This is a genomic window from Leptotrichia sp. HMT-225 (assembly GCF_030644325.1).
Taxonomy (GTDB): domain Bacteria; phylum Fusobacteriota; class Fusobacteriia; order Fusobacteriales; family Leptotrichiaceae; genus Leptotrichia; species Leptotrichia massiliensis.
The window spans coordinates 1,395,650-1,417,633 of the sequence record NZ_CP130323.1 but is presented as its reverse complement, the minus strand read 5'-3'; the positions used below and the strand labels follow the sequence as shown (position 1 = coordinate 1,417,633).

The 21,984-nt window shown below is 28.8% G+C and carries 21 protein-coding genes and 1 pseudogene; 16 read left to right on the top strand and 6 right to left on the bottom strand.

The genetic code is table 11. From position 1 onward, the window contains the following. Positions 1–11: 11 nt before the first annotated feature. On the top strand, positions 12–362 hold the full coding sequence (locus tag QU666_RS07020) for a hypothetical protein (protein WP_021768552.1): 351 nt from the start codon (positions 12–14) through the stop codon (positions 360–362). 53 nt (positions 363–415) lie between these two features. After that, on the top strand, positions 416–1,348 hold the full coding sequence (gene metA / locus QU666_RS07015; protein ID WP_021768553.1) for a homoserine O-succinyltransferase: 933 nt from the start codon (positions 416–418) through the stop codon (positions 1,346–1,348). A gap of 176 nt (positions 1,349–1,524) precedes the next feature. Here the strand turns inward: metA and QU666_RS07010 are convergent, their stop codons facing one another. Beyond that, entirely contained in the window at positions 1,525–2,097 is a 573-nt protein-coding gene (locus tag QU666_RS07010; RefSeq protein WP_021768554.1) for a YiiX/YebB-like N1pC/P60 family cysteine hydrolase, read from the bottom strand. A gap of 320 nt (positions 2,098–2,417) precedes the next feature. Here QU666_RS07010 and QU666_RS07005 point away from each other — a divergent pair, with 320 nt between their 5' ends. The 4 genes from QU666_RS07005 to QU666_RS06990 all read left to right on the top strand — a co-directional run bounded on the left by QU666_RS07005 (position 2,418) and on the right by QU666_RS06990 (position 5,226). After that, positions 2,418–3,233, top strand: coding sequence for an Mrp/NBP35 family ATP-binding protein (locus QU666_RS07005; RefSeq protein ID WP_021769807.1), 816 nt, complete (start codon positions 2,418–2,420; stop codon positions 3,231–3,233). 64 nt (positions 3,234–3,297) lie between these two features. Next, on the top strand, positions 3,298–3,975 hold the full coding sequence (locus QU666_RS07000; protein WP_021769808.1) for a response regulator transcription factor: 678 nt from the start codon (positions 3,298–3,300) through the stop codon (positions 3,973–3,975). 172 nt (positions 3,976–4,147) lie between these two features. Beyond that, positions 4,148–4,783 carry a superoxide dismutase gene (locus tag QU666_RS06995; protein WP_021769587.1) on the top strand — a complete coding sequence of 212 codons (636 nt, stop codon included), beginning with the start codon at positions 4,148–4,150 and terminating at the stop codon, positions 4,781–4,783. 230 nt (positions 4,784–5,013) lie between these two features. After that, positions 5,014–5,226, top strand: coding sequence for a DUF1858 domain-containing protein (locus tag QU666_RS06990; protein ID WP_006804197.1), 213 nt, complete (start codon positions 5,014–5,016; stop codon positions 5,224–5,226). 141 nt (positions 5,227–5,367) lie between these two features. On the opposite strand, the gene QU666_RS06985 is transcribed toward QU666_RS06990, so the two are convergent. Next, positions 5,368–5,754, bottom strand: a complete 387-nt coding sequence (locus tag QU666_RS06985; RefSeq protein ID WP_036071267.1) for a hypothetical protein — start codon at positions 5,752–5,754, stop codon at positions 5,368–5,370. A 103-nt stretch (positions 5,755–5,857) separates the two neighbouring features. After that, positions 5,858–6,730, bottom strand: a complete 873-nt coding sequence (gene htpX / locus QU666_RS06980) for a zinc metalloprotease HtpX (protein WP_036071264.1) — start codon at positions 6,728–6,730, stop codon at positions 5,858–5,860. Positions 6,731–6,998: 268 nt separating this feature from the next. Between htpX and QU666_RS06975 the strand changes: the two genes are divergently transcribed. The 3 genes from QU666_RS06975 to QU666_RS06965 all read left to right on the top strand — a co-directional run bounded on the left by QU666_RS06975 (position 6,999) and on the right by QU666_RS06965 (position 10,123). Beyond that, positions 6,999–7,757, top strand: a complete 759-nt coding sequence (locus tag QU666_RS06975; protein ID WP_021769584.1) for a ThiF family adenylyltransferase — start codon at positions 6,999–7,001, stop codon at positions 7,755–7,757. Between the two features lie 147 nt (positions 7,758–7,904). Further along, positions 7,905–8,861: a hypothetical protein gene (locus QU666_RS06970; protein WP_021769583.1), complete on the top strand. Its 957-nt coding sequence runs from the start codon at positions 7,905–7,907 to the stop codon at positions 8,859–8,861. 344 nt (positions 8,862–9,205) lie between these two features. After that, positions 9,206–10,123, top strand: coding sequence for a cell division protein FtsZ (locus tag QU666_RS06965; RefSeq protein WP_021769582.1), 918 nt, complete (start codon positions 9,206–9,208; stop codon positions 10,121–10,123). A gap of 94 nt (positions 10,124–10,217) precedes the next feature. On the opposite strand, the gene QU666_RS06960 is transcribed toward QU666_RS06965, so the two are convergent. Then, positions 10,218–10,796, bottom strand: coding sequence for a DUF5362 family protein (locus tag QU666_RS06960; protein WP_051285845.1), 579 nt, complete (start codon positions 10,794–10,796; stop codon positions 10,218–10,220). A gap of 248 nt (positions 10,797–11,044) precedes the next feature. On the opposite strand from QU666_RS06960, the gene QU666_RS06955 reads away from it, so the two are divergent. The 4 genes from QU666_RS06955 to QU666_RS06940 all read left to right on the top strand — a co-directional run bounded on the left by QU666_RS06955 (position 11,045) and on the right by QU666_RS06940 (position 16,779). Next, complete coding sequence (locus tag QU666_RS06955) at positions 11,045–12,250, top strand: acetyl-CoA carboxylase biotin carboxylase subunit family protein (protein ID WP_021769580.1); 1,206 nt, start codon at positions 11,045–11,047, stop codon at positions 12,248–12,250. A 27-nt stretch (positions 12,251–12,277) separates the two neighbouring features. Next, complete coding sequence (locus QU666_RS06950) at positions 12,278–13,015, top strand: esterase family protein (protein WP_021769579.1); 738 nt, start codon at positions 12,278–12,280, stop codon at positions 13,013–13,015. Positions 13,016–13,144: 129 nt separating this feature from the next. Next, positions 13,145–14,884 carry an ABC transporter ATP-binding protein gene (locus QU666_RS06945; protein WP_021769578.1) on the top strand — a complete coding sequence of 580 codons (1,740 nt, stop codon included), beginning with the start codon at positions 13,145–13,147 and terminating at the stop codon, positions 14,882–14,884. Continuing rightward, positions 14,884–16,779: an ABC transporter ATP-binding protein gene (locus tag QU666_RS06940; protein WP_021769577.1), complete on the top strand. Its 1,896-nt coding sequence runs from the start codon at positions 14,884–14,886 to the stop codon at positions 16,777–16,779. Before QU666_RS06945 ends, QU666_RS06940 begins: the two co-directional genes overlap by 1 nt. A gap of 84 nt (positions 16,780–16,863) precedes the next feature. Here QU666_RS06940 and QU666_RS06935 read toward each other — a convergent pair. After that, positions 16,864–17,122, bottom strand: a pseudogene (locus tag QU666_RS06935) (Txe/YoeB family addiction module toxin). A gap of 88 nt (positions 17,123–17,210) precedes the next feature. Beyond that, the gene (locus QU666_RS06930; protein WP_036071270.1) at positions 17,211–18,188 is read right to left on the bottom strand and encodes a hypothetical protein; all 978 of its coding nucleotides are present in this window, start codon (positions 18,186–18,188) and stop codon (positions 17,211–17,213) included. Between the two features lie 275 nt (positions 18,189–18,463). Here QU666_RS06930 and QU666_RS06925 point away from each other — a divergent pair, with 275 nt between their 5' ends. The 3 genes from QU666_RS06925 to QU666_RS06915 all read left to right on the top strand — a co-directional run bounded on the left by QU666_RS06925 (position 18,464) and on the right by QU666_RS06915 (position 21,928). Further along, positions 18,464–19,129: a YdcF family protein gene (locus tag QU666_RS06925; protein ID WP_021768581.1), complete on the top strand. Its 666-nt coding sequence runs from the start codon at positions 18,464–18,466 to the stop codon at positions 19,127–19,129. A gap of 321 nt (positions 19,130–19,450) precedes the next feature. After that, positions 19,451–21,247: a translation elongation factor 4 gene (gene lepA, locus QU666_RS06920; protein WP_021768582.1), complete on the top strand. Its 1,797-nt coding sequence runs from the start codon at positions 19,451–19,453 to the stop codon at positions 21,245–21,247. 42 nt (positions 21,248–21,289) lie between these two features. Then, positions 21,290–21,928 (top strand): 3'-5' exonuclease, encoded by a 639-nt coding sequence (locus QU666_RS06915; RefSeq protein WP_021768583.1) that lies wholly within the window; start codon positions 21,290–21,292, stop codon positions 21,926–21,928. Positions 21,929–21,984 lie beyond the last annotated feature (56 nt).

Here is a 21,984-nt window from a genome sequence, read left to right as displayed (position 1 = left end):
GACTTTAATTAATGAAGAAAAAAAGCTTAAACCAATCGGAAACAATTAGATGGTTAATATTTTCATGGTTACCAGAATTTATAACTTTATTATATGTTATTATTAGAAGTATAGTTGATTCTTATTTTTTGGATCATTTTATTATTACTGCATTATTTTTTTCGGTTTTGATAGTAATATACACTTATTTAAAAGCAGGATTAATGGTTTGTTCATATTTCATATTAGTTAAAATAAATAATAATGAAACAGATGACAATAAAAGACAATCTAAGAGAAACATCTTTACATTAGTAATGGTAATGATGAATTTAGTATTATTACTTCTGATTATAATTCCTATGCATATTTCTATGTATTAATAAGCATTTTATAACTCAATTTTTAGATAAAATAACAGAAAGGAGAATATGCAGTGCCTATAAAAATACCAAATAACTTACCGGCTGTAGATATTTTAGCAAAGGAGAACATCTTTGTAATGGATGAAAATAGGGCATTGTCGCAAGATATTCGTCCTTTAAAATTTATAATAATAAATTTAATGCCTACAAAAATTGAAACAGAAACTCAATTACTAAGATTACTTAGTAATACTCCGCTTCAAATGGAAATTACTTTCTTAAAAATGACTTCATATATGTCAAAAAATGTTTCGGAAGAACATATGTCTAATTTTTATAAGACTTTTAATGATATAAAGAATGATTATTTTGATGGTTTAATTATAACAGGAGCACCAGTGGAAAACCTATCTTTTGAAGAGGTTATATACTGGAAAGAATTAGCAGAAGTAATGGAATGGAGCAAAACTCACGTTTACTCAACGATGTGTATCTGCTGGGGAGCACAGGCAGCTCTTTATTATCATTATGGAATAAAAAAATATCCATTAAAAGAAAAACTTTTTGGAATTTACCCATTAAAAATTGATATTTGCCATACTATGTTACTGCGTGGGTTTGATGAAGTGTTTAATATGCCACAGTCAAGACATACAGAAGTACTTGCAGAAGATATAGAGAAAATATCGGATCTTGAAATTATTGCAAATTCTAAAGAGGCAGGGGTTAGTATAGTTCGTACTCAGGATAAGAGAAATATTTTTATTATGGGACATTTGGAATACGATAGAATGACACTTGCTAAGGAATATGAGCGGGATGTTAAATTGGGGAAAGATATAAAAATTCCGTTTAATTATTATCCAAATGATGATGTAAATAAAGAGCCACTTTTTGTGTGGCGGGCTCATGCAAATTTATTGTTTTCCAACTGGGTAAACCATCATGTTTATCAAGGTACGCCGTATGATTTGACAAAGTTAGAAGAAATTTCTAATTTTTAAATTTAGATTTATTAAAATATACTCTACGCTATTTTTAAATATAACTATTAAAAATTATAGAAATTTAGGGTATGAGTAAATAGACATAGATTTTGGGTTCAGTTTTAAGGTAGTTTTACTATAATTAAAATAAATAGAAAAAGCTCTCATTCGAGAGCTTTTTAAAATAAGAATTATTAATAAAGAGAAATATTTTCTAATAATGGAGAATCCATTATATCAAAGGGCATAACCCATCCGCCACCATTGGAATCAAGATTTATTTCACGTCCAACTTTTTCACCAGCCTTTTTAAATACAAGATAAACAAATTGTGAACAATATAATCTTTTGTCAAAATTTTTGTGAAACGTTAATCCATAAGGCTTTGTTATTGTATCATCAATTTCTTTAAATAGAGCTGTTTTAAATTTTTTATCAATTCCTTTTAATCTAAAAATAGCCACTTTTCTATTAATGTTTTGCCACGCATATAATGGGCTTTCGCTATAACCAGCAGAATAGGATGGAAATTCTACTATTTTTTTATTTTCGTTAAGAATTGCAGCGTGTCCCCACATTGAACGTAAAGTCGGTCTTTTGGATAAAATAAGAATATCCCCTGGCTCTAATTTATCTGCATTTGAAATAACTTCTCTTGGTGAATACCAAAGATATTTCTCTTCTGGTTTTGTTTTACATATGAGGGCAAAAGTTAATATTAAAAATAATAATAATCTTTTCAGATTTGATTTTAAATAAATATTCATATAAAATTTCCTTTCTTAATTAAACTTGTGATAAAACTACTTGAAAATAGAATTTAAAAACTTATATAGTTAAAAAAATATAGTTGAAAATCTTTATATTTTAAAAGTAGTTTTAATATATTATATAAAAAAGATAGCAATTAGTCCAGTTTATTTTTTAATAAAAAAAATTTTTATTTATAATTTATTTATATTAATAAATAAATTAATTTTTTTTCAAAAAAATGTAAAAAATAGCTTGTAATTTTTCTAAGTTTATGTTTTAATTAAAGTAGGGAAGTTAAATAAAATTAAAATATTTTTAGAGTAAGGAGGAATGAATGCAGACTAATCCAGCTTTAGCTGAACGAAAACAAAGAATTGATTCCAATATGTCCAAAATTAAGCATAAAATTGTAGTGATGAGTGGAAAAGGTGGAGTTGGGAAAACAACTACATCTGTTAATTTAGCTTATGGATTATCATTACGAGGATATAAGGTTGGTATTCTTGATGCTGATTTGCACGGTCCTAATGTTCCGATTATGTTTGGAAAAGAAGGTGTGAAACTTTCAAAGATTTCTGAACCATTGGAAATAACAAAAAATTTACATATATCATCATTAAGTTTTTTTGTTCCAGATAATTCACCAGTTGTCTGGAAAGGTCCGCAAAAAATTACAGCAATAATGGAAATGCTGGAAGGAATTCGCTGGGGAGAAATTGATTTTTTAATAGTTGATTTACCGCCAGGAACAGGTGATGAAACGTTAGGTATTGCACAAAATATAGGAACAGATTCAAAAGCGATCATTGTTACAACACCACAGAAAGTTTCTATACTGGATTCTACAAGAGCAATAAATTTTGCTAAACTGATAAATCTAAATCTGCTTGGTATAATCGAAAATATGAGTGGTTTTATTTGCCCTGACTGTCAAAAGGAAGTGAATATTTTTAAAAAAGACGGTGCCAAAAATATGGCCCAGGAGAAAAAAACTGACTTTCTAGGCTCAATACCATTAGATGAAAATATTGTAGAATCTAGTGATAACGGGTTACCATTTATTTCAAATGATTCTGTAGCATCAAGACGGATGAATGACATAATTACTAAAGTAATTGAAAATTTAGAAAGCAAAAGTGAAAGTAAATAAATGTGAAAGGAGAAGTATTTTAAATGTATTATAGACATTAATATATTTATTATACAACAAAAAAATGAAAGTATTAGTATTTAATAAAAATGAAAAAACTAGAATGGTAGTAGGTCAGTTATTAAAAGAATTAAGTTTTAATGTAATATTGGCAGAAAACGAAGAACAAATGCTAGACGCATTAAAAACAGAATCTCTTGACATTTCTTTTTTAGACATCAGCTCAATCGAAGATTTTCCACTAGCAATAGAAAGAATAATAAGATATAAAAGGCAAAGCTATATCTTAATGGCAATTGAACAAGACGATAGATATGCTAAGACAGAGGCATTATTAAAAGGAATCGATGACTACATATATAATGACTTTAGACTGGAAGAACTTTCTGCTAAATTCAGAGCAATAGTAAGAATCTTAAACAAACGTTTAACTGAAGATGAAATGGGAATTTTGACAGCTTATGATTTGACATTAAATCCTGCAAATAGAGAAGTTAAACGTGATGGAAAAGAAATAGAATTGACAAATAAAGAATTCTTATTGCTTGAATATTTTTTAAGAAATAAAAATAGAGTACTTACAAGAACTATGATTTCTGAAAAAATTTGGGATATAGATTTTGTTTCAGAAAGTAATATTGTAGATGTGTATGTTAATTTTTTGAGATCTAAAATAGATAAAGGATTTGATCAAAAAATAATAAAAACTGTAAGAAGTGTCGGATATATTATAAAAGAATAATATAATTTTTTACAAGCAATAGTGAATATTTTAATTAATTAATTAATTAATTAATTAATTAATTAATTCATAATTGTAATAAGAACAAATTCATAAAAAATATAAATTTTTATTGATTTTATAAAAATAATATGATAAAATATAATACAATTTAATTTAGGAGTGATAAAAAATGTTTAAACAGATAGAATTATCTTATAATTTTGATGCATTAGAACCAAATATTGATGCAAAAACTATGGAAATCCATTATGGAAAACACCACGCAGCTTATACGAACAACTTGAATGATGCATTAAAAAACAATGCACCACAATTTTTAGAAAAACCAATAGAAGAAATTTTGGCAAATTTGGAAGTATTACCAGAACAAATTCGTGGAGCTGTTAGAAACAATGGTGGAGGTTTTTACAACCATAACTTATATTTTGAAATAATGGGTCCTAACGCAGGTGGAGAGCCTACAGGAGAATTAGCTGAGAAAATAAACGAAACATTCGGAAGCTTTGATGCATTTAAAGAAGAATTTGCAAAAGCTGCAGCAACTAGATTTGGTTCAGGATGGGCTTGGCTTGTTGTAAATAAAGATGGGAAATTAAAAGTTACTTCAACTGCAAACCAAGATAATCCATTAATGCCAGGAGTAACACCTTGCGGATGTTCACAAGGGACTCCAATTTTAGGAATAGATGTATGGGAACATGCATATTATTTAAATTATCAAAATAGACGACCAGATTATATTTCAGCATTTTTCAATGTTATAAACTGGGATGAAGTATCTAAAAAATATGAAGCTGCAAAATAATATAAGGTAAATTAAAATAGATTTAGATTGAATTGGATAAATTAATTGTTATTTATTAAAAATAATTATTAAATTTGTTTTGATTCAATCTTTTTTATTTAAAACTATTAAAGCAACTTTACATAAAGTTATTTAATTTTGAATTGAAAAATATTTGGTATTTAAAGTTGACTAGTATAATTTAATTTGATATACTTACATTATAAAATGATAATTAATGGAGGAAAATTATGGCAGAAAAAGTGACAAAAGATATGAATATTATGGAAGCAGTTGAAAAATATCCAATTATAGCACAAGTGCTTATGAGATATGGACTTGGATGTGTTGGGTGTATTATTTCAAGTGCTGAAACATTGGGAGAAGGAATTGCTGTTCACGGATTAAATCCAGACATGATTCTTGAGGAAGTAAATATGATTCTTGAAAAACAAGAAGGATAGTTACATAAATTATATTTATTATTCAAATTTAATTAATTTTTAATGAATTGTATAATATTTATGGAAATAAAAATTTTAAAAAAGAAAAAAGTGTACTGTTTAGATAATTTCTATTTAGTACACTTTTTAGTTACTTAAAATTTAAACTATTAATAAAAATCCATAAATAATATTTGTTAATAAAATTATTCCAACAAAAAACCTATTTATAAATTTAAAGATACTTTGGCTTCCAAATGTAAAACTTAATACCAGATTTAAAAGTGAATAACATAAAAACACCACCGAAAAGTTATTAAAAATTAAAAATTTTGGAGTTTTTAACAGCATTAAAACTGGCGGTAATAAATATCTAAATGAAGCAAAAAAAGTATATAAAAATATAATCAGAACTTCAAATAATAGTATCAGTACAGTTATTCTTTCTGCAAATTGTACTTGTTTACCACTTAAAAATAAAAGTGACACAAATGAATAAATTCTTACAAAAAGTAATAACAGTGTTAAAAATGCAAATGTGTTAATCATATCAATTCTCCATATTTCATAGATTTTATACATTTTATCATATTTAAAATAAATTCTCAACAAAAACAAAAAAGAAATATTTTAATAAAATTAAAATTTAAAATTACAACAAATGTTGCTCTCTTGCCATTTTTTCTAGTTCTCTAATTCTATCATCAGTAGACGGATGTGTACTAAATAGGCTTTTTAAATTAAAATTTCCCAATCCTGAAAATGGATTTACAATAAACATGTGCGCTGTTGCGGGATCTTGTCTGTTCATTGCGATATTATGGCTATAACTTTCTAATTTTTGTAATGCGTTACGTAAATATAAAGGATTTCCTGAATATTCTGCTCCAGCCCTGTCTGCCATATATTCCCGTTTTCGTGAGATAGACATTTGAATTATTGAAGCTGCTATTGGAGCTAAAAATGAAAGCAGCATTGCAGTTCCAACGTTATTTCTTCGTCGTTCTCCGTTTCGATTATCTCCACTTGATACATAAGGTAAAAATCGTGCAATATTGGCAATCGCTCCAGCAAAAGTGGCTGCAACTGTGCTTACTAGAATATCACGATGTTTTATATGTCCCAATTCATGAGCCATAACTCCAGCTAACTCATTATCATCCATCAGTTCAAGCAATCCCGCAGTACATGCAACCGCAGCATTTTGAGGATTTCTCCCAGTTGCAAATGCGTTTGGTTGACGTTCTGGAATTATGTAAATTTTTGGCATTGGTAGATTTGCATTATTTGCCAGCCTTTGTATTAACTGATATAATCTTGGATTAGTTTGGGAAGTAACTTCTTGTCCATTATATGCTTTTATAACCATTTTATCACTGAACCAGTAGCTATAAAAACTCATTCCCCCAGCAATCAAAAGTCCAATTACTGCTCCCTTTTGACTTCCTAATGCACCACCAATTGCTACAAAGAGAAAAACTAATCCAAACATTAATAAACCTGTTTTCATAGTATTTATAAACATAGCTATCTTTTTTCCTTTCTTTTAATTTGTGTTAAAGGTATTATATTATAAATTGATGTTTTTTTCAATAACTATATTTATTTAACTTTTTATTCAATACTGTTTTCTAATAGGATTTAGTATTAAATAAATTAAAAGTACCAAATAAAACTTTATAATAAAAATTTATACTCTCACTATTTACATTTTAAATATTTATGATATAATATGAGCGAAATTTTAGATAGAGAATAGAAAACTCTATATTGAAAGGGGAGATGAAAAAAAAATGAACGATAAGAATCAGACCTTTGCCAGATTTTCTATGATGGTTGGAGAAGATGGAATTGAAAAATTAAGGAATTCTCGTGTTATTATGTTTGGAGTTGGTGGCGTTGGATCTTACACCGTGGAGGCTTTGGCAAGGTCTGGAGTTGGGCAAATTACTATGGTTGATTTTGATGAGATTTCGGAGTCAAATATTAATAGACAGCTGCATTCGCTTAGAAGTACGATTGGGAAGTCTAAGATTGATGTTATGAAAGACAGAATTTTGGATATTAATCCAGATTGTAAGGTTGAACTTGTAAAAAGGTTAGTTTATGACGATGTAGATGAAGTTTTGGGAAATAATAAATATGATTTTGTTGTGGATGCAATTGATGTTATTGGAAGTAAAATTAATTTGATTGAGTATTGTGTGAAAAATAACATAAATATTATTTCTTCAATGGGATTTGGGAACAAGATGCACCCTGAAATGGTGGAAATTGCGAAAATAAAAAATACATCTGTTTGTCCGATGGCAAGAACTATCAGAAGTATTTTGAAAAAGAAAGGGATTACAAATGTTCCAGTTGCATTTTCAAAAGAAATACCTGTACAACCAAATAAATCAGAATTATTTAAGGAGGAAATGCCAACAGAATTTAGGGAAAATAATAAAATTCCAAGAAAAACTACGCCTGGAAGTAATTCATTTGTACCAGGAACGGCTGGGCTTGTGCTGGCTTCCTATGTAGTGAGAAAGTTATTGGAGTGGGATTAAATATAGGTAATGTTAAATATCTTAATTATTAAAATTATTTGATGAATTAATTTTAACGTTATAATTTCTAAAATAAATTATTAAACAAGTTTGTGTTTATCAATAAATGTTTGAAAACAATTAAAATAAAAAAAGGAGTGAGATTAATTGGCAGAAAAAAATGATGCTGTTTTGACAGTAAACGAAGGTAAAAATCTGGAGAAAAATCAGAAAAATGATTCTCCAAAGTGGGATTTAGACAAAAAGAATATTTTAGTTAAAATATTAATTGTAATTGGACTGATTTTATGTATTTTTGGAATAATGGATAAAATCTTTGAACATACGATTTTTAACTTTTTTAAAAATTTAACAATGCCATATTTGGAAAAAACTTATGAAGAATCTAAAAAGATGTTTTTAACATTGTCGCTTTTGAAAGGAACTACGGATATTATTGAAGGTAGTACGGTTAATGTTAGTATGATTGTTGGAATGGAAATTGAGATTGGAGATATTATTCAGCCTATTTACGACATGATAAATATTTTATGGAAAGTGTCACTTGCGAGCGTTGTTATACTGAAGCTGGAAACGATTTATTATGAAATTTTTAAGGTAAAATTGGCTACAATCTTGACGTTTATTTCATTAATTACAATTTTTCCATATACTATTTATAAAAATAAAGTTACAAGAATTTTTAGAAAGATTTCTAAATATTCATTTTTCATATTGCTTTATATTTACATAGTTCTACCAAGTGCGATATTTGTAAATTTCACAATATCAAGCTATTTTGAAAAAGAATATAAAGAACCTGCAATTGTTGAACTAAATCAAGATTTAGGAAGACTAAATAAAGTGAAAGATGAGATGCTTTCACTAGATCAATCCAAAAGCATTTTTAACATTCCAGGACAAATTGACAGTGCAAAAGTCAAGATTGATAATTTCTCAAAAGAAATAAATGTTATCTCAAAAGACTTGGTTGAAAATACGCCAGTTATTATTGGAATAATTTTATTGACATCAATTGTATTGCCGTTATTAATAGCGATTTTGCTTTATGTAGTGACAAAGTCGATTGTTTTTGAGAAGATTGGTGGAAAAGGAAGTAAGTAATTTATAAAAGGAGTATCTTTTAGGTATTCCTTTTTTTTTATTTAAATTATGGTTTAAATTTTTTCAATATTATAGGATCCTGGTCTAATCTTAAAAGCAAAAATATTTGAATAATTAAAAATAAAATAGAATATTAGAATTTTAAATTTAATAAATTTTGAAATGTCAGGAATTGAGTTGTGGTTTTAGATTTTAAATAAAAAATATTTTATTAAATTTCATTCTTGAAATACCCCCTCTAATCTGCTAAAATATACCTATAAATAAAAAGTTAATTTCAAAATTAAATATTTTTAATAGAAGGGAGATTTGCAATAATTTGTATTTGCAAGAGTGGGATTGGTATGAAGGATAAAATGAGTATAAAAGTTATTGGAATTGGCGGGATGGGGATAAATTTTGTTAATTTTATGATAATTTCAAATGTGCGGAAAATTGAGTATATAACGATAGATACGGATAGCAGGAATTCTAATTTTAGTAGAGCGGAGAAAAAGATTTTTTTGGATACTGGAGTTAAGGAATGTACTAGAGAACAGGCTGAAAGAGTGGCATTCCAGTGTGAAAATCAATTTCGGGAACTATTAAAGGGGACTGATATTTTATTTTTAGTTGCGGGAGTTGGTGGAGCTACTGGAAGTGGAATAATGCCTATTATTCTTGAAGTTGCAAAAAAATTGGGTATTTTTACTATTAGTATTGTTGCTCGTCCATTTTATCTGGAAGGATTTGAAACTTTGAAAATTGCAAATGCGGGAATGAAGAAAATTGAGCAAATTACAGATAGCTTGATTGTAATTCCTAACGAAAAATTATATAATCACATAGATAGAAAAAAACCGCTTGAAGAAGCTTATGCTAAAGTCAACGAAATTATAAAGGAAGGTATTGAAAGCATTGCAAATATTCTTACAGAAGTTGGGTTTATGAATATTGATTTGTTAGATATAAAGGCTGTTCTGCACAATTCAAAGGATACAATTATTCGGGTTGGAGAAGGCAAGGGAGATAATGCAGTTGATAAGATAATGGAACAACTGATGGAAAATAATCTGTTTGAGGGGAAATTGGAAAATGCAAAAAAAGTTTTGATAAATTTTACTACTGGAAAAAATGTATCACTTATTGATATTGGACAGATAACAGAGAGAATTTCAAATATTATAAAGGATAAGCATGTTAATCTTATATGGGGAGTTATGATTAATGAGGGCTATGAAGTAATTAGAAAAATAAAAACAGTAGTAATTTCTAGTGTTTAAGTAATATTTTTACATTAAAAGATAAATTATTAAATAATAAAAAATCCCTATTTTCATTTTTTAGGGATTTTTTTGGTTATATGAAATTTTAGATTTAATATGAATTATAATAATAGTTAGAATGATTCAAAATACCTGTTAAAGCAAGCGAAAACATAAAAATACAAATTACAACAGAAAGAACAATACTGACAATTATGAAAATAATGTATAATTTTAAAGCTTTGGATTGCTCATTAAAATATAACTTTAATTTATTTTCATCATTGACAAGGACAGCTTCTTCCAAAAAACTAGCTGATTTAGAGATTTTTAATGAGATTAGAATAGTAAAAACACCAGTAGCAAGTGGAATTATAACAAAGAACATAAGTAATTGAAGTACACCAAAAATCATTCCCAAAATTGAAAAAATTTTCAATACTGTTGCAATAAATTTCATATTTTTTATTGTTAAAGGGTCCAGTGTTAAAGTGATAGACTCTGTTACATTGTTAGTAAAATTTTGAAAATTATTAAGACTATCTTTCTTTTCATTAAAATTATTTGTTACTTCATTTCTAATTTCGCTAAGTTTTTCTAAATTATTAAAATGATGCTCATTTTGCAAATTTTCTTTTTGCTTATCTTCTTTAAAAAACTCGTTTTCATCTTTATTGTTGTCAAAATCCATAATGACCTCCATTTTCATATCTTAATTTTATTTAAATTATTATAACATAAATTTATTATTTTTCAAAATTCAAAATAAAAAAATAGTATTAGTTTTTAACAAAAAATTAAAAATGATAAGATGGTATGAAAATAATGGTATTTACATTTTTCAAAAAATTATGCTATAATGATATATAATTACTAAAAAAATGAATTACAGAAATAGTGATAATAAAACACTTTAACCGTAGAAGGAGATGAGATATTATGAATTTTGTTTACATTTCACCACAATTTCCAAAAACTAACTGTGAATTTTGTGATAGATTAAAGCAAAATGGAGTAAATGTATTAGGAATTGCAGATATGGAATATGATCAATTGGATCAAAAATTGAAGGATAGCTTGACAGAATATTATAAAGTTTCTAATCTTGAAAATTATGATGAAGTTTTGAAGGCAGTAGCTTTTTTTACACATAAATACGGAAAAATTGACTGGCTTGAGTCAAATAATGAACATTGGCTTGTACAAGATGCCAAACTTCGTTCAGATTTTAATATAACAACTGGTATAAAAGCTGATAAAATAGCAAATATAAAAGAAAAATCAAAAATGAAAAAAGCATATAAAAAAGCTGAAATACCATTTGCTGATTTTTCATTAGTAACAACACTTACAAAAGCGAAAAAATTTATTGATAAAGTTGGATATCCAGTAGTTGCTAAACCTGATAACGGGGTTGGAGCAAGCGATACTCATAAAATTAAGAATGAAAAAGAATTGAAGAACTTTTTTGAAACTTGTAATCAAAATGTAAAGTATATTATGGAAGAATACGTTGATGGAGATTTAGTTTCTTACGATGCGATTATTGATTCCAATGGGAATCCTGTTTTTGAAACAGGGATAGTTGAACCTGCTGTTATGGATATTGTAAATAAAGGGCTGGATGTATTTTATTATGTAGAAAAAGAAATGCCTGAAAAATTATTGGATGCGGGAAGACGTGCTGTAAAGGGCTTTGGAGTAAAAAGCAGATTTATACATCTTGAATTTTTCAGACTAAATAAAAATAAAAAAGGTTTGGGTAAAAAAGGGGATTATGTAGGATTGGAATCAAATATGCGTCCTGCAGGCGGATATACTCCTGATATGTATAATTACGCTAATAATACTGATGTTTATCAAATTTGGGCTGATATGATTGCTTTTGATAGAATTGAAAAGGCTCAATTAAATGAAGATATAGAAAAAAACTACTGTGTTTATGCAAGCCGTCGTGATAATAAAAATTATGTACATTCACATGATGAAGTTAAACAGAAATATGGAAATGCAATTGTAATGGATGAGAGAATGCCGGATATTTTTGCAGGAGCTATGGGAAATTATATGTACACTGCAAAATTTGTTGCAAAGGAAGAAATGGAAGAATTTATAAGCTTTGTACATCAAAAAGTTGAAGAATAAAAATAAATAAAATTACAAGGAGAAAGAATGCAAATAGAATACAAAAAAGAGTACAGCCATAATTTAGGAAGAGAAATGGAATTCATAAGATATGGACATTCAGGAAAGCCTGTTTTAGTTTTTCCTTCACAAGATGGAACTTGCAATCAGTATGAAGAATTTGGAATGGTAAATGTACTGTCAGATTACATCGAGCAAGGAAGACTGCAATTATTCTGTGTTGGCAGTGTTGATACTGAGAGCTGGTCAGACATTCACGGAGACCCAAGACATAGAATAGAAATGCAAGAGAAATATTTTAATTATATTACAAATGAATTTGTTCCAAGAATATGGGATATTTCTTGGAGAAATGATATTATTGTTACAGGATGCAGCATGGGAGGAGCTCATGCGGGAATAGCATTTTTTAGAAGACCCGACTTATTTGACACATTGATTTCCTTAAGCGGAATGTTTGATGCGGCAATGTTTTTTGGAGATTACAAGGATGATCTTGTATATAACAATTCTGTTGTTGACTTTTTAAGAAATATGCCATGGGATCATCCTTATTTGGATATTTACAGACAGAAAAATATCATAGTGTGCATTGGACAAGGAGCTTGGGAAGGAGAACTTCTTCCGAGTAACAGAGAACTTGCAGACATTCTTTATGAAAAAGAAGTTCCAGCATGGAATGATTTTTGGGGTTACGATGTAGCTCATGACTGGGATTGGTGGAGATTGCAAATAAGATATTTTATGGAACATTTAGATATCTAGGTAATTTTGTTTAATTATACTAACAAATAAAAAGCACTGAAATTTATTAATGAAGATAAGTATTTCTTTCTTTAATAAGTTTCGTGCTTTTAAATTTTTATAATTAAGAAAAGAGAGGTGTTTATTTATATGTTAAAAAAACTATTTTCCCGTCTTGGGGAGTATAAAAGAAGTGCGTTAATTTCGCCAATATTTATTGGAATAGAAGTTATTTTTGAAATGCTTATTCCAACACTTATGGCTGTAATTATTGATAGTGGACTAAATGGAAATGATGGCAAGGGAGATATGAAGTTCATTGTTATAATGGGACTTGCAACATTTGGAGTGGCTATGTTGTCGTTGTTATGCGGAATACAGGCCAGTAAATATGCTTCTTATGCTTCGGCTGGATTTGCTAAAAACTTGAGAAAGGATTTATTTTCTAAGATACAGTACTTTTCATTCACTAATATTGATAAATTTTCTACAGCTGGATTGATTACAAGATTTACAACAGATGTTAATAACATTCAGAATTCATTTCAGATGTTAATCAGAGGATTTGTAAGAGCTCCACTTATGATGTGCGTAGCAATATTTATGTCGTTTATGATAAGTCCAAAGTTGTCAATGATATTTATTGTTGCAGTTTTGTTTTTAGGAAGTTTTTTAGTCTTTGTTATTTTTAAGGTACATCCAATTTTTACAGCTGCAATTAAAAAGTATGATGACATAAATTCTAGCCTTCAGGAAAACATTAATGGTATTCGTGTTGTAAAAGCGTATATCCGTGAAAAATATGAAACTAATAAATTTAAGAAAGCTACTGAAAGTTTGAAAAATATGATTTTAAAAGGAGAAAAGATTATAATATTTGTGTCTCCTGTAATGCAGATAACGGTATTTGGATGTATTTTAATGCTTTCATGGTTTGGAGCAAAGATGATTGTTGTAAATGAGCTCACGACTGGTCAGCTTACAAGTCTTTTTGCTTATACAACTAATATTCTTATGAGCCTTCTTATGCTTGCAATGATGCTTGTGAATATCGTGTTTTCAAGAGCGTCTGGAGATAGAATTGTTATGGTGCTGGATGAGGAGCCAAGCATTAAAAATCCTGAAAATGGGATAACAGAGGTAAAAGATGGTTCAATAGTATTTAAAAATGTGGATTTCAGTTACAGTAATAATCCCAATGTGCTGAATTTGACAAAAATAAATCTGGAAATAAAGTCTGGAGAAACTATTGGAATTATCGGGGGAACTGGAAGTGCAAAATCAGCTCTTGTTCAGTTAATTCCAAGATTGTATGATGTTCTGGATGGGGAACTTTTGGTTGGCGGCGTAAATGTAAAGGATTATGATATAAAGACGCTTAGGGATAATGTGGCGATGGTTCTTCAAAAAAATGTGCTTTTTTCAGGAACTATAAAGGATAATTTACGTTGGGGAAATGAAAATGCAACTGATGAGGAAATGGAACATGCCTGTAAATTGGCACAAGCTGATGAGTTTATTCAGAAATTTCCTAAAAAATATGATACTCGTATTGAACGTGGCGGAGCGAATGTGTCTGGAGGGCAAAGACAAAGGCTGTGTATAGCTAGAGCCTTACTGAAATCTCCAAAAATATTGATTTTAGATGATTCTACAAGTGCAGTTGACACAAAGACGGATAAATTAATAAGGGAAGCCTTCAAAAATGAATTGTCACACATTACAAAAATTATTATTGGTCAAAGAGTATCATCAATAAAAGATTCTGATAAAATATTAGTTTTGGAAGATGGAATTATCACAGCGGCAGGAACACACGATGAACTGCTTAAAACAAGCAAGATATACCGTGAAGTTTATGAATCCCAGACAGAAGGGAGTGATAAGTAATGAGTAAAAATAAAAAAACTGAAAATTCGCAATCACGAAATCAGCTAAAAGGATTAATTCGATTACTTGGATATATGTTTAAGCATTATAAAATACAGACGCTATTTGTTATTGTATTTATTTGTTTGAGTTCATTTGGAATGGTTATTGGGACAATGTATTCAAAAGAATTGATTGATGGAATCATTATTCCTAACATTGGTAAAAATAATCCTAACTTTATCAAAGAGCTTGTGAGCCTAATTTTAAAAATGGCAGTCATATATGGCGGAGCTGTAATTTGTACATATATTTATGAAATATTTATGATTTACGTTGCACAGGGAACATTGAAAAGATTAAGAGATGATGTATTTATACATATGGAATCGCTTCCTATAAAATATTTTGATACAAATGCACATGGAGATATAATGAGTGTCTATTCAAGTGATATTGACGCTTTAAGAAATATGTTAGTAGAAAGTTTATCTCAAGTAATATCTTCAATTATAACAATTGTAAGTGTCCTTATTTCAATGTTTATATTAAATATTCCGCTAACAATTTTTGTAGTAGTAATGATTACAATTATGATTATCACAACAAAAACTATTTCTTCAAAAAGTTCAAAAAACTATACTGCTCAACAAAGAAATATCGGGATTGTTAATGGATATGTGGAAGAAATGATAGAAGGATTGAAAGTTGTAAAAGTATTTTCGTACGAGAAAAAGGCTGATGAACGTTTTAATAAGCTGAATACGGCATTATTTAACAGAGCGAACAATGCTATGAAATTTGCAAATATTCTAGGTCCTGCTGTAGGGAATCTTGGAAATATAAACTTTGTACTTACAGCAGTTCTTGGATCAATAATTGTGTTTAATAATATTGCAGGTTTTACAATCGGTGGACTTGTATCGTTTTTGCAGTTTATAAAAGTAATAAATCAGCCTGTTTCACAAATTGCACAGCAATTAACATCAGTAATATTGGCATCGGCTGGAGCTCAAAGGGTATTTAACCTGCTAGATCAGACACCTGAACAAGATAACGGCTATATAACTCTTGTAAACGCAAATATTGATGAAAATGGAAATATTACAGAAACCGAAAAGCACACAGGTGCATGGGCTTGGAAATATCCACATTCTGACGGAACGATTTCTTATGAAAGACTGATGGGAGATGTTGTTTTTGAAGATGTAACATTTGGATACAATGATGAAAAGACAATACTTCATAATATTAATCTTTATGCAAAGCCAGGAGAAAAAATTGCATTTGTGGGTGCAACAGGAGCTGGGAAAACTACAATTACAAACTTAATTAACAGATTTTACGATATTAATTCTGGAAAAATCCGATATGATGGTATTAATATTGAGAAAATAAAAAAACAGGATTTAAGAGAATCGCTTGGAATTGTATTGCAGGACACACACTTATTTTCTGGAACAGTTGCCGACAATATCAGATACGGAAAACTTGATGCTACAGATGAAGAAGTGCATGCAGCCGCAAAACTTGCCAATGCCGATCACTTTATAAGACACTTGCCACAAGGCTATGACACTTACTTAAGCGGTGACGGTTCCAGCCTTTCACAAGGACAACGGCAATTATTGTCAATAGCAAGAGCAGCAATCGCCAATCCGCCAGTCTTAATTCTGGATGAAGCAACTTCAAGCATCGATACAAGAACAGAAAAAATCGTGCAGGAAGGAATGGATAAGTTGATGGTGGGAAGAACGGTATTTGTAATTGCCCACAGGCTTTCAACTATCAAAAATTCCGATGTAATAATGGTACTTGATCAAGGAAAAATTATCGAACGTGGAAATCACGATGAACTGATTGCACAAAAAGGAACTTATTATCAGCTTTATACAGGCGGATTTGAAAATCAGTAAATTAAATGTCTGTAATTCATCAGTATATTTGTGTTAAAGAAAAGAGTGGTATTATCCACTCTTTTTAATTGGCAAAAAATAATTTTAATAATGTCCTCTACAAGAAATTATCCATAAAATTCCATTTTCATTAATAGCGTAAACAAGCCTGTTAGTTTCATCAATTCTTCGACTAAATCCTTTTCTATATTTCAAAGCTTCAGGTTTGCCTATTCCATTCAATGCTCCATTTCTTTCAATATCTTTTATGAGTTCGTTAATCCTTTTTAAAGTTTTTTTTATCTTGAGATTGCCAATATAAATAATCTGCCCAGCCATCATCGATCCATAATTTATTCATCATCGACCTCGATTAAATAATGAACTTGCCCTTTTCCACTTTTCATCTGAGAATGCCATCTATCCTTTTTTGTAAGATAATTTATGTTTATTTAAAAATTTTCTTTAAAGGTTTCAAACATTTTCTGAATTTCATTATCATTATAAATATCTTCATAAGCATTAACAATAACTTCAAGTTCTTTTAAAAAATCTTTTTTAGAAACTATTTCTACATTTTCTTTTTCTCTTCTATATTTCTTTTGAATTAACATTTCTGCTTCTTTTTTTGTTATAAAATCACTGATATACTTATCAGAACTTTTTCTATCTCCATAAAATATTCCATGTTCTCCAACTAACAAATTTCCATTAAACTCCATACCTCTACAGTAATATTCAATATTTATACTCAATTTGTCTATAGTTAACTTATAAATTTCATTATATCCATCATCAATAAAATAATTTTTTAGATTTATTCCAATTTTTTTTTGTGGATTAGATAAAAACTCTTTTAATACATCTTTCCCTAATAAATATGATAGAAACTTCTTCAATATATTTATATCTGAATATCCTATATATTTTTTATGAAAATTTATAGCTCCGATATTGTATTGATTTTCTTTTTTGGCATAATTAATTAAAAAATTTCTTAATCTGTCTCTTTCAAATATACTATTTAAATCCATATTTATTTTATATTTTTTTGATTCATCTATATGATTGACATAATTTAAAAATTCCTGCTCTACAAAAGCTATCATATCAGAATATTCATTCATATGTTGCAAGTGATACATTAAAAGATAACATAACATCTCTTCATAAGTATAATATATCCTTTCTATATCTTCTATTTCATTTTCATATTCAAAAATATACAATGCTGTCTCATCTTCATCATTCCACCCGATATTTATACCTAATCCTTGATATTCTCCACTTCTTATTTTTTCATTATTCAAATATATATCTGACATTATATATGGAAAATTACCTATTTCATTAATTACATTTACTAACAAATCATATTTATTCATTCTTAACTCTTCATAAAAATTATCTTTTATTTTTTTGATTCTCATTTTCATCTTTTCCCCTTTTTTAAATATTTCAATAGTTTTTATATAATTTATTATAATATTTTTTAAATAAAACATCAATAAAAAATAAAAACAAAAAATTGACAATTATGGTAAAATGTACTAAAATATTGTTGTAAAATATTTAAAAGAGCTTTTAAAGTTGAGGACTGGAGTGATTTTACAGCTATCGTGAAAGAATAATTATTTTATAGTGGTTGTTTCAGAAATGGAACAGCCTTTATTTTAAGAAAGGATACTTTTAAAAACGAAAATTTATGAAGAATACAATTATAACATTAATAAAAATTTCTATCATCATATTTATTTTTTTATTTTGCTTTGTACAATATTTCATAATAAAAGAATATATAAATGATAGAAAATCCGTAAATGAAAATAAAAAAGTAGATTATGTAATAATACTGGGAGCAAGAGTAAAAGGAGAAAAGCCGACTAAATCACTTATGGAAAGGATAAAGGCTGCAACTGAGTATTTAAAGAAAAATCCAGAAGTTAAGGTTATTGCAACTGGTGGACAAGGGAAAAATGAAAATGTGGCAGAAGGATTGGCTATAAAAAGGGAACTTTTGAAAAATGGAATTAGTGAGGATAGAATTGTTTTGGAAGACAAATCTAAGAATACTGTTGAGAATTTTAGGTTTAGTCTTGAGAAGATAAGAGATATTGAAAATGGCAAAAAAGCTGCAAGTAATAATGAAAAAAATCAAAAAGTGAAAGTATTGATTGCAACAAACGATTATCATATTTTCCGTTCTAAAAATATTGCTAGAAAAGTTGGGTTTGACAACGAAAATTATGAAATTTACGGACTTCCAGCGAAAACACCGATTATTTCCATACCAAAATCATATTTTAGAGAATTTTTGTCAAATGTAAATTATTTTATTTTTCAATCTGGTAATCAGTTAAAAGTTAAATAATACTATTCTCCATTAAAATAATAGCTTCGTTATAAATTTTACATGCAAGAGGTCAAGCCCCCTTGTTAAGAAATAAGTATAATTTAAGAGATGCAAATATAATTTTTATTCCTGATTTTAAGATGATTTTACTATAAATTGGAATAAAATATAAAAAATAACTGAATTTTGGTAAAATATTTTTCACAAAGACTATGAAAAAATGCAAAATTATTATATAATATATATATTGCTGAGTAACTAGGTTCGGATAGAATAGTTACTCATTTTAAAAATATAACAAAGAAGATAATAAACGAGTAAACGGAGGAAACAATATAAATGTTGGATCAAAAAAATAAAAGAAATTTTTCGATAATAGCACATATTGATCATGGAAAATCCACTATTGCGGACAGGCTTTTGGAGCAGACAGGAACTGTAACGCAAAGGGAAATGGTGGATCAGCTGCTGGATAGCATGGATTTAGAAAGGGAAAAAGGGATAACGATTAAGGCACAGGCAGTTACGTTGAAATATAAGGCTCGAAATGGGGAAACTTATGAATTAAATTTAATTGATACACCAGGTCACGTTGACTTTATTTACGAAGTATCAAGATCGCTTGCAGCTTGTGACGGGGCCTTGCTTGTAGTTGACGCTGCACAGGGAATTGAAGCACAGACATTGGCAAATGTGTATTTGGCTTTGGAAAATGATTTGGAAATATTGCCTGTAATAAATAAAATTGACTTGCCTTCAGCAGATCCTGATAAGGTTAAGCTGGAAATAGAGGAAGTTATTGGGCTTCCAGCAGATGATGCTGTTCTTGTTTCTGGAAAAACTGGATTCGGAATTGAAGATTTGCTGGAATCAATTATTGAGCATATTCCTGCACCTAAAGGAGAAATTAACAATCCTTTGAAGGCGTTAATTTTTGACTCGCATTATGATGATTTTAGAGGAGTTATAACGTACATTAGAATAATCGAGGGGAAAATTGCAAAAGGAGACAGAATTAAAATTATGTCTACCGAAAAGGAATTTGACGTATTGGAAGTTGGAATTTTCTCACCTAAAATGAAGGAAGTTGATGAATTGACAGTTGGCTCAGTTGGATATATTATTACGGGAATTAAGTCAATCAAAGATACACAAGTTGGGGATACAATTACACATGTAAAAAATCCGACAGATACAGCTCTTGAAGGATACCGTCCTGCATTAAGCATGGTTTTTGCGGGAATTTATCCAGTTTCAACAGATGATTATGAAGATTTAAGGGAAGCATTGGAAAAATTACAGTTGAATGATGCTTCGTTATCTTATGCCCCAGAGACTTCACTTGCATTGGGATTTGGATTCAGATGTGGATTCTTAGGGCTTTTGCACATGGAAATAGTTGTAGAAAGATTGCGTCGTGAATTTAACATTGACTTGATTTCAACAGCACCATCGGTTAAATATAACGTAACACCTGAACAAGGGGAAATGATTGTAATTGACAACCCTGCAGAATTTCCAGAAGGGAAAAAATACATTGAAGAGCCTTATGTAAAAGGTACAATTATTGTTCCAAAGGATTATGTTGGAAATGTAATGGAGCTTTGTCAGGAAAAAAGAGGAACTTTCCTTAATATGAATTACCTTGATGAAACTCGTACAATGATAAGCTACGACTTACCGCTTGCAGAAATAGTAATTGATTTTTATGATAAATTAAAATCACGTACAAAAGGGTATGCTTCATTTGAATATGAAATGATTGGATACAAGGAATCAGACTTGGTAAAAGTGGATATTTTGGTAAGCGGAAATCCAGTAGATGCCTTTTCATTCATTGCTCATAAAGATAATGCCTATTACAGAGGGCGTGCAATCGTTGAAAAATTAAAAGATGTAATTCCAAGACAGCAGTTTGAAATACCATTGCAGGCCGCATTGGGTACAAAAATAATTGCAAGGGAAACAATTAAGGCACTTAGAAAGAATGTACTTGCAAAATGTTATGGTGGAGATATTACACGTAAGAAAAAATTATTAGAAAAACAAAAAGAAGGTAAAAAACGTATGAAGGCAATTGGAAATGTAGAAATACCGCAAGAGGCGTTTTTATCAGTATTAAAATTAAATGATTAATTTTTTATATCTTGTGTAAAAATATAAGGAAAAGAGAAAAAAGTGAACAAAGAAAAAAAACTAAATAAGAATATAATATTTTTTGATGTGGAAACAAATGGATTTCAGGGAAGTTCTGTTTTGTCAATGTCTGCAATAAAAGTGAATTATAATTCTGAAAATACTGGAGAAGAAAGAAATAAATGGAAAAAAGTATCTGAATTTAACAGGTTTTATTTCAGAAATGAAGGCGAAGAGTTAAATGAAGGGGCAGTTAGTGTAAATGGCTTGACAGACGATGTAATTTTAAGTGAAAGAAAAAATATTATTCAAAATACAGGAATTGAATATCCTTTGACTTTTAAGGAAGATATGGATAATTTCTTTTTATTCTGTCAGGACACAAGCCATTTTGTCGCCCATAACATAAAATTTGACAGAAGCTTCGTAGATTTTCCTTTGCAAAATCAATTTGATACAATGCTAACAAATATAGACATCGTCAAAGTAAACGGTTCTTCCTACGGAAATTACAAATGGCCAAAACTTATGGAATGTGCCAATTATTATAATATCCCGTTTGAAGAAAGCCAGCTGCACGGCAGTTATTACGATGTTCTTATAATGTTTAGAATTTTCTTCAAGATGATGAAGCATAAGACCGGAAATAAGCGAATTTTAGAATTTTTAGAAAAAGAATAATTTTTGAAAAAATATTTATGTAAAGTCAAAAAATATAATTAAAGTAAAATAAATGG

Coding starts and splice junctions, on each gene's coding strand:
- QU666_RS06960 (WP_051285845.1), bottom strand. CDS start 10,796: ATGGATTTTGACAACAATAAAGATGAAAACGAGTTTTTTAAAGAAGAT.
- QU666_RS07020 (WP_021768552.1), top strand. CDS start 12: ATGAAGAAAAAAAGCTTAAACCAATCGGAAACAATTAGATGGTTAATA.
- QU666_RS07005 (WP_021769807.1), top strand. CDS start 2,418: ATGCAGACTAATCCAGCTTTAGCTGAACGAAAACAAAGAATTGATTCC.
- QU666_RS06925 (WP_021768581.1), top strand. CDS start 18,464: ATGAAGAATACAATTATAACATTAATAAAAATTTCTATCATCATATTT.
- QU666_RS06930 (WP_036071270.1), bottom strand. CDS start 18,188: ATGAGAATCAAAAAAATAAAAGATAATTTTTATGAAGAGTTAAGAATG.
- QU666_RS06995 (WP_021769587.1), top strand. CDS start 4,148: ATGTTTAAACAGATAGAATTATCTTATAATTTTGATGCATTAGAACCA.
- QU666_RS06965 (WP_021769582.1), top strand. CDS start 9,206: ATGAAGGATAAAATGAGTATAAAAGTTATTGGAATTGGCGGGATGGGG.
- lepA (WP_021768582.1), top strand. CDS start 19,451: ATGTTGGATCAAAAAAATAAAAGAAATTTTTCGATAATAGCACATATT.
- QU666_RS06940 (WP_021769577.1), top strand. CDS start 14,884: ATGAGTAAAAATAAAAAAACTGAAAATTCGCAATCACGAAATCAGCTA.
- htpX (WP_036071264.1), bottom strand. CDS start 6,730: ATGTTTATAAATACTATGAAAACAGGTTTATTAATGTTTGGATTAGTT.
- QU666_RS06985 (WP_036071267.1), bottom strand. CDS start 5,754: ATGATTAACACATTTGCATTTTTAACACTGTTATTACTTTTTGTAAGA.
- QU666_RS06950 (WP_021769579.1), top strand. CDS start 12,278: ATGCAAATAGAATACAAAAAAGAGTACAGCCATAATTTAGGAAGAGAA.
- QU666_RS06955 (WP_021769580.1), top strand. CDS start 11,045: ATGAATTTTGTTTACATTTCACCACAATTTCCAAAAACTAACTGTGAA.
- QU666_RS07010 (WP_021768554.1), bottom strand. CDS start 2,097: ATGAATATTTATTTAAAATCAAATCTGAAAAGATTATTATTATTTTTA.
- QU666_RS06975 (WP_021769584.1), top strand. CDS start 6,999: ATGAACGATAAGAATCAGACCTTTGCCAGATTTTCTATGATGGTTGGA.
- QU666_RS06990 (WP_006804197.1), top strand. CDS start 5,014: ATGGCAGAAAAAGTGACAAAAGATATGAATATTATGGAAGCAGTTGAA.
- QU666_RS07000 (WP_021769808.1), top strand. CDS start 3,298: ATGAAAGTATTAGTATTTAATAAAAATGAAAAAACTAGAATGGTAGTA.
- QU666_RS06945 (WP_021769578.1), top strand. CDS start 13,145: ATGTTAAAAAAACTATTTTCCCGTCTTGGGGAGTATAAAAGAAGTGCG.